The following is a 13551-nucleotide window of genomic DNA, read 5'->3' on the forward strand; positions in this document are numbered from 1 at the left end:
GGAGGCTTGGTCGCGGGCAGCTAGCTGCTGCCCAGCACGATGATGACGATGGCGACAATGAGGGCCAGGATGCCCACGGCGCCGATGCCCAGCAGGATGAGCCGCTCGCGCTCCGCACGGCGGGCCCCGGACTGCGCGGCGTCGAGCGGAGTGAGCCCGTGGGCGTTGCGCGCCGACACGGGTGCTCCCTCCGGAAGCTCCGCCGCGGCCCGCCGTTCGGCCGGACGCCTCTTCTGGCGGTCAGTCTGACCGGTGGTGATGGGCACGTGCGTGGTCGTCGGGGGCTTCATGACGGGGTGCGGGACCCCGGGCACGTTGACGAACTCGAGCGGCGTCACCATCGCGAGGTTGTCCGTGGCGGTGGGTGTGGGCGCCTTCCGCGCGGGAGCAGCGGTCTCCCGCCGGCTCTCCTCGGCCAGACGCTGCTTGGCCTGGGCGCGACGGTTCAGGATGGCGGCACGTTCGGCCATCCTGACCTGCTCCGCGAGCACCTCCGGGTCGACGTCGGTGGCGTCGCCCCCGCGCTGGCCCTCGAGCATCGCGGCCTGGTTCTTCGCCTGCTCCTTGAGCAACTCGCGCGCGGCGGCGATCTGCTCATGGCTGAGCTTGCGGAAGGACCCGGTCTCGGGACCCAGCGCGGGCGTGACGGTGAGCCCCTGCGGGACGATTCCCTGCATCGCCGTGGGCGGCGCGGGGTCGAGGCCGGGGACCGGGACCCTCGCTTGGGGCTGCGCCTGGGGCTGGGCGGGCGACACCGCTGGCTGCGGAGCCCCCGAGCCCTGGAGGGGCCCACGGGGGGCCTCGCTCTCCGGGGCGCGGGGCGCCTCGGAAAACGCCTCCTGCGGGGTGACCCGGGGCACCTTGCCGGTCTCCCGCTCCCGCAGCGCCCGGCGCGAGGGGTAGGGGCTGGACGAGCCCTGGACTGCCTGCTCCTTCTCCGCGAGCTCACGGAGCATGCGCTGCGCCGCCCGATCGCGGGCCCTCGCCTGCGAACTGCGCTCGGGTCCGCTCTGTCGGACGCTGTCAGCGGGCACGTCCAGCGCCCGGCGGGCACGCACAGCGGCCGTCCGGTCCGTGAGCGGCTCCGATGGCTGAGCAGAGGGCCGGGTCCCTTCTCCGAAGGGCCGCGCCTGCGCCTCCGCTGCCGCATGGGCGGCCGAGACTCCCGCTGCGTGCGCCCGCGCAGCCTCGGCCTGCGCCGCCGCCTTGGCGCGGGCCTCGGCCTCGGCCTGGGCTGGTGTGAGCCGCGGCTCCTGCCCCGTCGCTGCAAGCCCAGCCTGCGCGAGACGCCGCTCGCGCCGGCTCGTGATGGGCTTCTCCTCGTTGCTCATGGCTGTCACCGCGCAGCTGGCGCTGCGTCTCCTGCCTCTCCGTGCTTCTCTTCTGCCGCGTCCCCGTCCGGACCGTCCCGGTACAGGCCGTACTTGGCGATGTACTGCACGACTCCGTCCGGCACGAGGTACCACACCGGCTCGGCGACGGCGACGCGGGCCCGGCAGTCCGTCGACGAAATGGCCATGGCGGGCACCTCGAGCAGGCTCACGTCCTTGCGCCCCAGATTGTGGAGCTCATGGCCCGGCCTCGTCACGCCGACGAAATGGGCCAGCTCCCACAGCTCGTCGACGTCCTTCCACGAGACGATCTGTGCCATCGCGTCCGCGCCCGTGATGAAGTACAGGTCGGCCTCGGGGCGCAGGCGCCTCAGGTCGCGCAGGGTGTCGATCGTGTAGGTGGGCCCGGGGCGGTCGATGTCCACGCGGCTGACCGTGAAGCGCGGGTTCGAGGCCGTCGCGATCACCGTCATGAGGTAGCGGTGCTCGGGCGTGCTGACGCGGCGCTTGGACTTCTGCCACGGCTCGCCGGTCGGCACGAACACGACCTCGTCGAGGTTGAACTTGGACGCGACCTCGCTCGCGGCCACGAGGTGGCCGTGGTGGATCGGGTCGAAGGTGCCGCCCATGACGCCCAGGCGGACTCGACGTCCGCTCCCGCGCTGTCCTGACGGCGCCACAGCCTCTGCCGGGGCCAACGCCAGAGGGCTCAGTGGCCCTGGCCGCGGTCGTGCTTGTTCGGGTGCTGGCGGTGCGGGTCCGCGTGCTCCTCGATCGCCTCGTGACGGCGGCCCAGGTTCGAGTACGACATCGTGACGAACATGAGCACGACGAAGATCACGAACAGCGTGATGCCGATCACCCACGGCTCGGCGATGAGCGGAGCCTTCTCCTCGTGCCCACCGGCCTGGCCGGACGCGATGACTGCGGTGCTGATCAGCGTTGCCAGCATGGTCTCCCCTTCAGAGTCGTTCTCACGGCGTCCGCAGGGCCGCGGACGGTGCGGTCCGCGGCCTCGCGGCGCCTGCTGCTGAAGATCATCCTACCCCGCAGCTCAGGCGCGAACCTGCCCCTCGCCCTGCACGATCCACTTCGTGGTGGTGAGCTCGGTCAGGCCCATCGGCCCGCGCGCGTGGAGCTTCTGCGTGGAGATGCCCACCTCCGCGCCGAGGCCCAGCTCGCCGCCGTCCGTGAAGCGGGTGGAGGCGTTCACGATCACCGCCGCGGAGTCGATCTCGGCGATGAACCGCTCGGCGTTGCGGAGGTCGTTCGTGATGATCGCCTCGGTGTGGCCCGTGCTCCAGCGGCGGATGTGCTCGAGGGCGTCGTCGATCGAGTCGACCGTGGCCACCGCGAGGTCAAGGTCCATGTACTCGGTGGCCCAGTCGTGGTCGGTCGCGGCCTCTGCGCGCACGCCCTCCGGAAGCGCGGCCATCGTGCGGCCGTCGACGTGCAGCCGGACACCCTTCCCGGCGAGCGCCCGGGCGACGGCGGGCAGCACCGTCGAGTCGCGGTGGACGAGCACCGTCTCCACGGTGTTGCACACGCTGGGGCGCTGCGTCTTGGCGTTGAGGAGGATCTCCACGGCCATCTCCTCGTCGGCGGAGGCGTCGACGAAGATGTGGACGTTGCCCTCGCCGGTCTCGATGACGGGGACGGTCGAATTGAGCACGACGCTCTGGATCAGCTCCCGGCCGCCGCGAGGAATGAGGACGTCCACGCGGCCGCGGGCGCGCATGAGGACATTCGCGCCCTCGCGCCCGTACGCGTCGACGCTCTGCACGGCGTCGGCGGGAAGCCCGACCGAGTCGAGGGTGTCGCGGAGGATCGCGACAAGGGCGGTGTTGGTGTGGGCGGCCGCACTCCCGCCCCTCAGGATCACGGCGTTGCCGCTCTTGAGCGCGAGCCCAGCGATGTCCACCGTCACGTTGGGGCGGGCCTCGTAGATGGCGGCGACGACGCCCATCGGGACGTTCACCTGGCGCATCCGCAGCCCGTTGGGCAGCGTCTGGCCACGCACCACGGTGCCGACGGGGTCAGGCAGGCCCGCGAGGTTCTCGAGTGCGGCGACGAGCCCGTCGATGCGCTGGGGGTTGAGCGCGAGCCTGTCGAGCAGGGCCTTCGACGTGCCGCCGGCGAGCCCGGCCTCGAGGTCCTTGGCGTTGGCCGCGAGGATGGCGTCCTCGTTCTCCTTCAGGGCCGCACCGATCGCGCGCAGCGCGCGGTCCTTCCAGGCCCGGTTGGCTCGTCCGATGGTGCGCGACGCGCGCCGTGCGCGGTCGCCGATGGCGAACACTGCCGACTCGACGTCCGCTGGCGAGAGCTTCGGCTGCTCGGAGGCCGCGGGTGACGCTGCGACGCTCGCCTGCTCGGCGGGGACGGTCTCGTGGGCGGTGTCAGTCATGGACCAAGTCTACCGAGGCGGCCCGCTGCGCGGGGCGCCCTGCGTCACACCAGCACGAGGTCGTCCACGTGCACGAGGACGCGCTCGTACTCGGGCCCGAGCTCCCGCCCGAGGTCCTTCGTGGAGCGCCCGAGCATGGCCGGCATCTCGTCGGCGGAGAAGTTCACGAGTCCGCGGGCCACCACGGTCCCCGCGGAGTCGGCCAGTTCCACCGGGTCGCCCGCCTCGAAGTCTCCCGCGACGGACGTCACCCCGGCGGGCAGCAGCGACCGGTGGCGGTCCCGCACGGCGCGGACGGCGCCGTCGTCCAGCACGAGGGTTCCCCGGGTCGCCGCGAGGTGGGCCAGCCAGAGGAGCCGCACCGGCTTCCGGCGGCCATTGACGCTGAACCAGGTGCCCACGTCCTCGCCGGCGAGCGCCCGTCCGGCGGCGGCGGTCGAGGTCACCAGCGCGGGGATGCCCGATCCTGCGGCGATGGCGGCGGCCTCGACCTTCGTGGCCATGCCGCCCGTCCCCACGCCGGCCTTGCCGGCGCTCCCGATCCGCACGCCCTCGAGGTCATGGGAACCGCGCACATGCTCGATGCGCTCCCCGCCCTCGGATGGGGGCCCGGTGTAGACGGCGTCGACGTCCGAGAGCAGCACGAGCGCGTCGGCGTGGACGAGGTGCGCCACGAGGGCCGCGAGGCGGTCGTTGTCGCCGAAGCGGATCTCGTGCGTCGCGACGGTGTCGTTCTCGTTGACCACGGGCACGACCCCGAGGTGCAGGAGCTTCTCGAGCGCGCGGTGCGCGTTGGCGTACTGGGTGCGCCGGACGAGGTCGTCCGCGGTGAGCAGGACCTGGCTCACCGTGACGCCGTGCGCGCCGAAGGCCTGGGTGTAGCGGGCCATGAGGAGGCCTTGGCCCACGCTCGCGGCTGCCTGCTGGGTCGCCAGGTCCTTCGGGCGCCGCTCGAGCCCGAGGGGCGCGAGCCCCGCGGCGATGGCTCCCGAGGACACGAGCACGATCTCCGCACCGGCGTTGGCGCGGTCGGCAAGCGTGTCGACCAGGGCCGCGAGCGCCCGCTCGGAGATCCCTCCCCGGATGGTCGTGAGCGAGGAGGAGCCGACCTTGACCACGATCCGCTGCGCCTGGGGCAGCCATTCGCGCCCGCGCACGAGCGGCTCAGCGGTCATCGTCATCGGCCCACTCCCCCTCGTCCACCTGCTCCCGCGCCGCGTCGCGCTGTGGGGCACGACGGCGCGTGGACTCGGTCCAGATGCCGGCGCGCCGCTCGGCCTCGAGCTCCTCGCGCGCCGCGGCCTTGGCGGCCTTGCGGTCCTCGTACTCCTCGCGCTTCTGGGCGCGGGTGGGCCGCTCCCAGTCGGCGAAGCGGATGTCCGTTCCGCGCGGCCCGGTGAGGACCTCGGCCCCGGTCATCATGGTCGGCTCCCAGTCGAACACGACGGCGTCGTCCTCGCCGATCACCACCGTGTCGCCGGGCTTCGCCCCGACCTTGAACAGCTGGTCCTCGACGCCGAGTCGGTTGAGCCGGTCGGCGAGGTAGCCGATCGCCTCCTCGTTCGCGAAGTCGGTCTGCTTGACCCACTTCTCGGGCTTGTCGCCGAGCACGCGGAACAGCGGCTCGAGGTTGCGCTCCTCGCGCCGGATCGTGAACCCGGCCTCGTTGACGGCCCGGGGACGCAGGACGGCGGGTGCCACCTTGGGCGGGGCCGTCTCGACGGCGTCGCGGGCGGCCTGGACGATCTCGGCCATCGCGAAGCCGAGGGCCCGGAGCCCGGCGTGGGACGTCGCGGAGACTTCGAACACCCGGTAGCCGCGCCGCTCGAGCTCGGGCCGGACCATCTCCGCCATGTCCTTCCCGTCGGGAAGGTCGGTCTTGTTCAGCGCCACGAGCTTGGGGCGGTCGTTGAGGGGCACCACGTCCCCGTCGACGCCGGCGTAGCTCATGTCCACGGCGTACTTCTCGAGCTCGCGCTCGATCACGTCGAGGTCGTCGATGGGGTTCCGCTCCGCTTCGAGGCTCCCGCAGTCCAGGACGTGGACGATGGCCGCGCAGCGCTCGACGTGGCGGAGGAAGTCATGTCCCAGGCCGCGGCCCTCGCTCGCGCCTTCGATGAGCCCGGGGACGTCGGCGATCGTGAAGCGCACGTCGCCGGCCTGCACCACGCCGAGGTTCGGCACGAGGGTCGTGAAGGGGTAGTCGGCGATCTTCGGGCGCGCCGCGGACATCGCGGCGATGAGGCTCGACTTGCCCGCCGACGGGTACCCCACGAGCGCGATGTCGGCGATGGACTTGAGCTCGAGGACGATGTCGCGGGTGTCCCCCGGGATGCCGAGGAGGGCGAATCCGGGCGCCTTGCGCTTGGCGGAGGCGAGCGCGGAGTTGCCGAGGCCGCCCTGGCCGCCGGCGGCAGCGACGAACTCGGCCCCTTCGCCGACGAGGTCCGCGAGGACCTTGCCGTCGGGGGACTTCACGACCGTGCCGTCCGGCACTGACAGGACGAGCGTCTCGCCCTGGTGGCCGACCCGCCAGTCGCCCATGCCCGGGCCGCCGTTCTGGGCGTGCCGGTGCGGCGAGTGGTGGTAGTCCAGGAGGGTCGTCGTCTGGTGGCTCACGCGCAGGACGACGTCGCCGCCGTTCCCGCCGTTGCCCCCGTCGGGGCCGCCGAGCGGTTTGAACTTCTCGCGCTTGACAGAGACGCAGCCGTGCCCGCCGTTCCCGCCCGAGACATGCAGGACCACGCGGTCCACGAAGCTGGCCACTTCATTCTCCTTAGCTGTTCGGGTCTGACCCGATTCTAGTGTTCGCTGCCGCCGGGCCCCAGAAGGATCCCGGACACAGCAAAGGGTGGAGCGGACCGAAGGCCCACTCCACCCTGATGCTCACCTGTGCGCCCGAAGGCGCAGGCCGCTTGCGCGGCCTTCGCGTCTGTGCCTGCTAGGCAGCGACGATGTCGACGACGCGACGGCCACGGCGGGTGCCGAACTGGACCGCGCCGGCCGTGAGTGCGAAGAGGGTGTCGTCCTTGCCGCGGCCCACGCCGTTGCCGGGGTGGAAGTGCGTGCCGCGCTGGCGGACGAGGATCTCGCCGGCGTTGACGGACTGGCCGCCGAAGCGCTTCACGCCGAGGCGCTGGGCGTTCGAGTCGCGGCCGTTGCGGGTGGAGCTTGCGCCCTTCTTATGTGCCATGAGCTGTGCCTCCCTGGGAGAATCGTGTCAGGTCTGGGTGAACCGGTGAGGGTTCAGGCGTTGATGCCGGTGATCTTGACCTTGGTCAGCTCCTGGCGATGGCCCTGGCGCTTCTTGTACCCGGTCTTGTTCTTGTACTTCTGGATGATGATCTTCGGGCCGCGGAGGTCCTCGAGGACCTCGGCGGTGACCGTCACGTTGGCCAGCTCGGCCGCTGCGGAGGTGACCTTGTCGCCGTCGACCACGAGCAGGGCGGGCAGCTCGACGGTGCTGCCGGCCTCGCCGGCCACGCGGTTGAGGGTCACGAAGTCTCCGACAGAGACCTTCTCCTGGCGGCCGCCGGCGCGGACAATCGCGTACACCACTTGGGAACTCACTTCTCTCGACGATATTTCTAAAGCTCTTTGCGCGCAGCGCCCGGGTCCCACACCGAAGCATGGTCCGTCAGGCGCTCTTGCTGTGCTTCTGCCGTGAGTCCGCGAGGGGAATCCCTGGGATAACACCCAAGTGACGGCGCAAGCACCGAGGATCAAGGATACGCCAGTCCTCCGCCCGGTCGCAAATGCGCCGGGGCCAGCCGCTCAGGCCGGAAAGCACGCACGGTTCAGTCTAGCCCATCCCGAGCCCGGCACGGACTCACGCGAAGCGGCGCGGCGCGTCGAAGAACTCGCGCTCGTAGACCGCTGAGGAGGTGAACGCCGTGCGCATCGCCTCCCGCTCGGCGGCGGAGGCCCGGCGGCCCGCCGCGTCCGTGAAGGAGATGGCCCGCCGTGTCGCCTCCGCGAACCGTTCGTCTGCGTAGGTGCCGATCCACTGGGCGTACGGGTGGGATTCCCTGTCCTCGCGGGCCGCGTGGCGCGCATGGAGCGCGGCGCCCACCTCGGCGTAGATCCAGTAGCAGGGAAGGGCCGCTGCCGCGAGCACGCCGTACGAGCCGGACGCCGACGCGGCGAGCAGGTGGTCCACGTACGCCTTCGTCACAGGGCCGGGGACCGCGCCGCCGGTGCCCCGGCCGCCTCCGGAGGACGCGGCGTCGTGCGCGGCGTGGCGGCTGAGCCAGGTCCGGTGCAGCTCCGCCTCGACCTCGAGGCACACGCGTGCGCCTTCCGCCCAGAAGGCCTGCTCGGCCTCGGATGGCGCCAGCGCGCTCGCCCGGGCCAGGACCCGCGAGTAGCCGTTCAGGTACATCGCGTCCTGGGAGAGGTAGTAGGCGAAGTGCTTCTCGGGGAGGCTGCCCCCGTCGAGCTGCGCAATGAACGGCAGGGCATCGATCTCGGCGCGGACCTTGGCCGTGGACTCCCACAGCGAGTCTGTGAATTCGCCGGGCGCCAGAGGGACCGCAGCGCGCGCGTGGTGGAAGTGGTGAATGGGCCCGTGCCCCGAGCCGACCTCAAGCTCGTCCGAGGCCTCGAGGGCGCCGCGGAGCCACTCCTTGACCACGGCGAGCGAGTTCGCCCAGTCACCCGTGCGGGCCTGGACTGTCGCGATCGCCGAGGACAGCGAGCAGCCCGTCCCGTGCGTGTTGCGGGTCTGCACACGCTCGCCCGGGATCTCGGCCACAACCGGCGACCCCACGGCCTGGGCGTCCACGAGCGCATCAGGGCACTCTGCGCCGTCGAGGTGGCCGCCCTTGACGAGGACGGCCGCGCCGGTCCGCTCGGACAGCCGCCGGCCCTGCTGGAGGGCCTCGCCCCACGTCGCGGCCACCGGCTCGGCGAGCAGCGCGGCCAGCTCGGGCAGGTTGGGCGTGATGAGGTGCGCGCGGGTGAGCAGGTCGCGCAGCGCGTCCTCGGCGTCGGCCTCCAGCAGCCGGTCGCCGCTCGTGGCGACCATGACCGGATCGAGCACGACGACGCCCGGCCGGTTCGCGTCGAGCCACTCGCGGACCGCAGCGATCACCGCGGTGTCGGCGAGCATGCCGATCTTCACGGCGTCGACCGCGATGTCGTCGGCGATCGCCTCGAGCTGCGCCACGAGGAACTCCGCCGGCGGGGTATGAACCGCCGTGACGCCCCGGGTGTTCTGCGCGGTGAGCGCGGTGATGGCGCTCATCCCGTAACCGCCCATGGCAGCGATGCTCTTGAGGTCGGCCTGGATGCCGGCGCCTCCCGAGGGGTCGGAGCCGGCGATGCTGAGGACCCGGGGAACGCGGGCCACGCTCACAGCTCCGACGCCGGGACGCCGACGCCCAGGATGAGGGGCTCGTCGCCGGACCCGGACGGCGCCGTGGCCGGCTTCGCGGCGGCCTTGGCCGAGCTCGTCTGCCCGCCGACCGCGCCCGCCGCCGCGTCGACGCGCGTGACCTCGGCCGATCCCTGGCCGCTCCGCGCCCCACGGCTGCGGCGGCGCCGACCGGTCTTCTCCTCGCCCGCGGGGGCGTGGCGTTCCCCCGTGAGCTGGTCGAAGGCGTGGGTCAGCGCGTCGAGGCTCAGTGCCGGGGCCGCGGCGGGTGGCACCGGCACGCTCTCACCGTGGGGCAGTTCGATTCGCTCGCCACCGATCGTGAGCACAGCCGGGGCCAGCTCCGACGCGGGCGAGTCGGGGGCGGGGGTCTCCGACGTGTGGACGTGCTCGACAGCTGCGTCGACGGGCGACACCACCGGCTCGGGGGCCTCGGCCTCGGCCTGCCCGGCGTCCACGTGGGCCGGGGCGGCACCGGCCGGGCCGGCGTCGTGGGCCAGCGCCTCGGCCTCGGTTCCGGAGCCCCGCGAGGCGGCCACCTCGTCGTCGTGCACGTGTGCAGCGTGGGCGGCAGCGGCGACCGCGGCGAGAGCCGCGCGGGTTGCCTCGGCGCGGGCCTTCCGTTCGGCGTCGTCCGCCGGGGGCGCGGCTGCGGGCGCCGGGACGGGCTGAGGCTGGGCCTCCCCATTCTGGGCACCTCCACGGCGGCGGCGCTTGCGGCCGCCTGCGGAGGCGCTCTCCGTGCGGACCGGCTGCTGCTCGGCAGCGGGGACTGCGGGACGGGCTCCCCCGCGCTCGACCGGCTCGTCGTGGGTGATGACCCCGCGGCCGGCGCACACCTCGCAGGTCTCGCCGAAGACCTCGAGCAGGCCCGTGCCCATGCGCTTGCGGGTCATCTGGACCAGTCCAAGAGAGGTCACTTCTGCGACCTGGTGCTTTGTCCGGTCGCGGCCGAGGCACTCGACCAGGCGTCGGAGCACGAGGTCCCTGTTCGACTCCAGCACCATGTCGATGAAGTCGATGACGATGATGCCGCCCACATCGCGCAGGCGCAGCTGCCGGACGACCTCCTCCGCGGCCTCGAGGTTGTTCTTGGTGACGGTCTCCTCGAGGTTGCCGCCGGAGCCGGTGAACTTGCCGGTGTTGACGTCGATGACCGTCATCGCCTCGGTGCGGTCGATCACGAGCGAGCCGCCGGAGGGCAGGAAGACCTTGCGGTCGAGGGCCTTGTGGATCTGCTCGTCGATGCGCCAATGGGCGAAGATGTCCTCGTCGCCCTCGTACTTCTCGAGGCGGCCCAGGAGATCCGGCGCCACATAGGTCACATAGGCCTCGATCGTGTCCCACGCCTCTTCGCCGCTCACAATGAGCTTCGAGAAGTCCTCGTTGAAGACGTCCCGGACCACCTTGATGGTCAGGTCCGGCTCACCGTAGAGCAGCTCAGGCGCGAGCACCTTGGTCGAGGCCGCCTGGGTCTGGATCGACTCCCACTGGGCGCGCAGCCTGTTGATGTCGTGGGTGAGCTCCTCCTCGCTCGCACCCTCGGCCGCGGTGCGCACGATCACGCCCGCGTCCTCGGGCAGGCGGTCCTTGAGGATCTTCTTGAGCCGGGTGCGCTCGACGTCGGGCAGCTTCCGCGAGATGCCCGTCATCGACCCGCCGGGCACGTAGACGAGGTAGCGGCCAGGAAGCGAGATCTGACTCGTCAGGCGCGCGCCCTTGTGGCCCACCGGGTCCTTCGTGACCTGCACGAGCACCGAGTCGCCGGACTTGAGGGCGTTCTCGATGCGGCGCGGGGCACCATCGAGGCCCGCGGCGTCCCAGTTGACCTCGCCGGCGTACAGCACAGCGTTGCGGCCGCGGCCGATGTCGACGAACGCCGCCTCCATGGACGGCAGGACGTTCTGGACCTTGCCGAGGTACACGTTGCCGATCAGCGAGTCCTGCTGCGTCTTGGAGACGAAGTGCTCCGCGAGCACCCCGTCCTCGAGGACGGCGATCTGGATGCGGTCCTCCTTCTGCCGGACGACCATCTGGCGGTCCACGGATTCGCGTCGCGCCAGGAACTCAGCCTCGGTGATCACATGGCGCCGACGGCCCGACTCGCGCGATTCCCTGCGGCGCTGCTTCTTCGCCTCGAGGCGCGTCGAGCCCTTGACGGTCGCCACGCGGTTCCCCGCTGGCTCCGACGGCGCGCGCGGAGCGCGCACCCGCGTGATGGTCCCGGGCGGGTCGTCGTCGAGGCCGCCCTCGAGCTCCAGGTCGGCCTCTCCCCTGCGGCGCCGACGACGGCGGCGCGAGGTGACCTCTTCGCCGTCGGCCTCGGCTGCCTCCGAGTCGCCGTCGCCTTCGTCACCTGCCGACTCGGCGGCATCCTCGCCGCCCGTCCGCGTGCGGGCGCGGCGGCCGCGGTTGCGACGACGGCGGCGGCTGCCCGCGCCGGTCTCCTCGTCCTCTTCCTCGTCCTCTTCGGCTTCCTCCTCCGGCTCCGGCTCTGGCCGGACAATCGCGCTGAGATCGGGTGCCTGGAAGATCATCGACGTCGGCGAGAGCGCCGAGCTGAAGAGCCCGGGGAAGCCGGAGGCCTGCTCCTCGTCGTCCACCCCGTGCTCCTGGGATGCCGCCGCCTTCGGGGCGGCCGCGGTCTCGGCACTCGCCGCTTCCGGCTGGGCGGGCGAGGAGCTCTCGGCCGCGGGCTGGTTCGCCGGGGCGGCCGCGGTCTCCGCGGCGGCAGGCGCCGCTGGAGCGGGCCCCGCCGGAGCGGTCTCGGTGGCCACCGTCCCAGTGCGGCCGGCTGCCTCCTCGGCGGGGGCGGTCGGTGCGGGGTCGGTCTGCGCGGCGGCAGAGCCGCCTGCGGCCGAGCGGGACACCGTGGCGCGGCGCCGCGCACGGACCGAGCTCTTCGCCCGCGGCGCCGAGGCGTCTGGGTCCGCCTGGGCCGTCTCCGGCTCGCTGGCATCCGGCGCCGGCGGCGTAGCCGCGGCGGACTGTGAATCGGCCTTGGCGGCAGCCGCCCGGGCGGACGTGCGCCGCCGCGAGCGCGACGGCACCTCTGCGGGGGCCTCCTGCTGTGCGGGAGCAGCAGCCGTCGCAGACGGTGCCGCCTCCTCGCTGGGGGCTGCGGGCCCGTCGGACGGAGCGCTCTGCCCGGCCCCGACGACGGGTTCCTGGGCGGGATCCTCCACTGCCGGGGCTTCTGCCTTGCGGCGGCTCCGCGTCGCCCGCTTCGGCTTCGCGGGCGCCTCCTCGGCGGTGCCCGTGTCCCCGTCGTCGGGACGGGCGTTCTCCGCGGCCCGACGGCGCGTGCTGCGGCGGGGCTTGTCCTGTTCCACCTCGGCGGGGGACGTTTCAGGAGCCGTTTCGCCGGCCTGCTGTTCGATATCCATCTGTGCGTACTCCAAAGCCGCCCCGGGAACCCCCACATACGGCACCCGTGGCGGCGCCACGAGCCGGCACCCGCGGGCGCCGACGAAAGTCAGTCCGTTGCCCGTGCGACTCGGTCGCGCGGGCCGGTGCCGCGTGCAACCCGCCTCCCGTGAGGGCCGGCCAGGTGCCGCTCCTGCCCCGAGCCCCGCGGGGGATCTGTGGATCCCGGAGGGGCGTGCAAGGGCCGGCGGTCTTCTCGCTGTACACCGGACCGGCCACTGCATGTGGGGCAGTGCCCGGCCACAGGCATTGTCTCACACACCGGCGAGCCGGTGACGGACCTTCGGCTCAGCTTCCCACCAGACCGCGCGCCTACAATCGAGGCATCCGCCCAGGAAGGACCTCCTGAATGACACCCCATACCGACACGGGCCGCGCGCACACCGTGCCCGGAAGCAGCCATGCCGCATCCCGCCCCGGCACCGGCGCTCCCGACGTTCCCACCATGGCCAGGCGCGTCCCGTTCGCGTGGCTCGTGCTCATCACGAGCGTCGGTGGCTGGATCGCCTCGGGCATGCTCGTGCTCGAGAAGATCGAGAAGCTCCGGGACCCCGGACACGTGACGGTGTGCGACGTCAACCCGTGGATCTCGTGTGGCGAGGTGATGGACACGTGGCAGAGCCAGGCGTTCGGCTTCCCCAACATGTTCATCGGCATCGTGGCGTTCGCGGTCACGCTCACGACGGCGATGGGCCTCCTCGCCGGCGCCGCCTTCAGCCGCTGGTACTGGATCGGCCTCCAGATCGGCGTGACGCTCGGCTTCGCCTTTGTCGTATGGCTCTGGAGCCAGGCGCTCTACGCGATCGGCATCCTCTGCCCGCTGTGCATGGTCGTGTGGTCCATGATGATCCCGCTGTTCGTGTGGACCACAGTCCGCAACCTCGTCCACGGCGTGATCCCCGCTCCCCGGGCGCTCGCCCGCGGTCTTGCGGACTGGGGATGGATCATCGTCGCCGTCCTCTACGTCGGTGTGATCGCCTCGATCTTCTTCCGCTTCATCCACATGTTCATCCCGT

The 13551-nt window shown here is 72.2% G+C and carries 11 protein-coding genes; 1 reads left to right on the forward strand and 10 read right to left on the reverse strand.

The genetic code is table 11. The features are described from left to right. Positions 1 to 20: 20 nt before the first annotated feature. The 10 genes from ABD298_RS03420 to ABD298_RS03465 form a co-directional block, all read right to left on the reverse strand. On the reverse strand, positions 21 to 1331 hold the full coding sequence (locus tag ABD298_RS03420; protein ID WP_344298291.1) for a hypothetical protein: 1311 nt from the start codon (positions 1329 to 1331) through the stop codon (positions 21 to 23). A 5-nt stretch (positions 1332 to 1336) separates the two neighbouring features. After that, complete coding sequence (gene nadD, locus ABD298_RS03425; protein ID WP_255405760.1) at positions 1337 to 1969, reverse strand: nicotinate-nucleotide adenylyltransferase; 633 nt, start codon at positions 1967 to 1969, stop codon at positions 1337 to 1339. 71 nt (positions 1970 to 2040) lie between these two features. Further along, positions 2041 to 2283: a hypothetical protein gene (locus ABD298_RS03430; RefSeq protein ID WP_344298292.1), complete on the reverse strand. Its 243-nt coding sequence runs from the start codon at positions 2281 to 2283 to the stop codon at positions 2041 to 2043. 102 nt (positions 2284 to 2385) lie between these two features. Next, entirely contained in the window at positions 2386 to 3735 is a 1350-nt protein-coding gene (locus ABD298_RS03435; protein ID WP_344298293.1) for a glutamate-5-semialdehyde dehydrogenase, read from the reverse strand. Between the two features lie 44 nt (positions 3736 to 3779). Then, positions 3780 to 4910, reverse strand: a complete 1131-nt coding sequence (proB, locus tag ABD298_RS03440) for a glutamate 5-kinase (RefSeq protein WP_425564344.1) — start codon at positions 4908 to 4910, stop codon at positions 3780 to 3782. Further along, positions 4900 to 6501: a GTPase ObgE gene (gene obgE, locus ABD298_RS03445; RefSeq protein WP_344298295.1), complete on the reverse strand. Its 1602-nt coding sequence runs from the start codon at positions 6499 to 6501 to the stop codon at positions 4900 to 4902. Before obgE ends, proB begins: the two co-directional genes overlap by 11 nt. A gap of 175 nt (positions 6502 to 6676) precedes the next feature. Continuing rightward, the gene (rpmA, locus tag ABD298_RS03450) at positions 6677 to 6928 is read right to left on the reverse strand and encodes a 50S ribosomal protein L27 (protein WP_208712691.1); all 252 of its coding nucleotides are present in this window, start codon (positions 6926 to 6928) and stop codon (positions 6677 to 6679) included. A gap of 53 nt (positions 6929 to 6981) precedes the next feature. Next, positions 6982 to 7293, reverse strand: coding sequence for a 50S ribosomal protein L21 (gene rplU, locus ABD298_RS03455; RefSeq protein ID WP_208712996.1), 312 nt, complete (start codon positions 7291 to 7293; stop codon positions 6982 to 6984). Between the two features lie 271 nt (positions 7294 to 7564). Beyond that, complete coding sequence (locus tag ABD298_RS03460) at positions 7565 to 9085, reverse strand: bifunctional hydroxymethylpyrimidine kinase/phosphomethylpyrimidine kinase (protein ID WP_344298296.1); 1521 nt, start codon at positions 9083 to 9085, stop codon at positions 7565 to 7567. A 2-nt stretch (positions 9086 to 9087) separates the two neighbouring features. Then, positions 9088 to 12495 carry an Rne/Rng family ribonuclease gene (locus ABD298_RS03465; RefSeq protein ID WP_344298297.1) on the reverse strand — a complete coding sequence of 1136 codons (3408 nt, stop codon included), beginning with the start codon at positions 12493 to 12495 and terminating at the stop codon, positions 9088 to 9090. A gap of 389 nt (positions 12496 to 12884) precedes the next feature. Here ABD298_RS03465 and ABD298_RS03470 point away from each other — a divergent pair. Continuing rightward, positions 12885 to 13551, forward strand: a 667-nt coding sequence (locus ABD298_RS03470; RefSeq protein WP_344298298.1) for a vitamin K epoxide reductase family protein, incomplete at its 3' end; no start/stop codon positions are given.

Origin of the sequence: Sinomonas flava (assembly GCF_039531875.1) — a bacterium.
GTDB classification, from domain to species: Bacteria; Actinomycetota; Actinomycetes; order Actinomycetales; family Micrococcaceae; genus Sinomonas; species Sinomonas flava.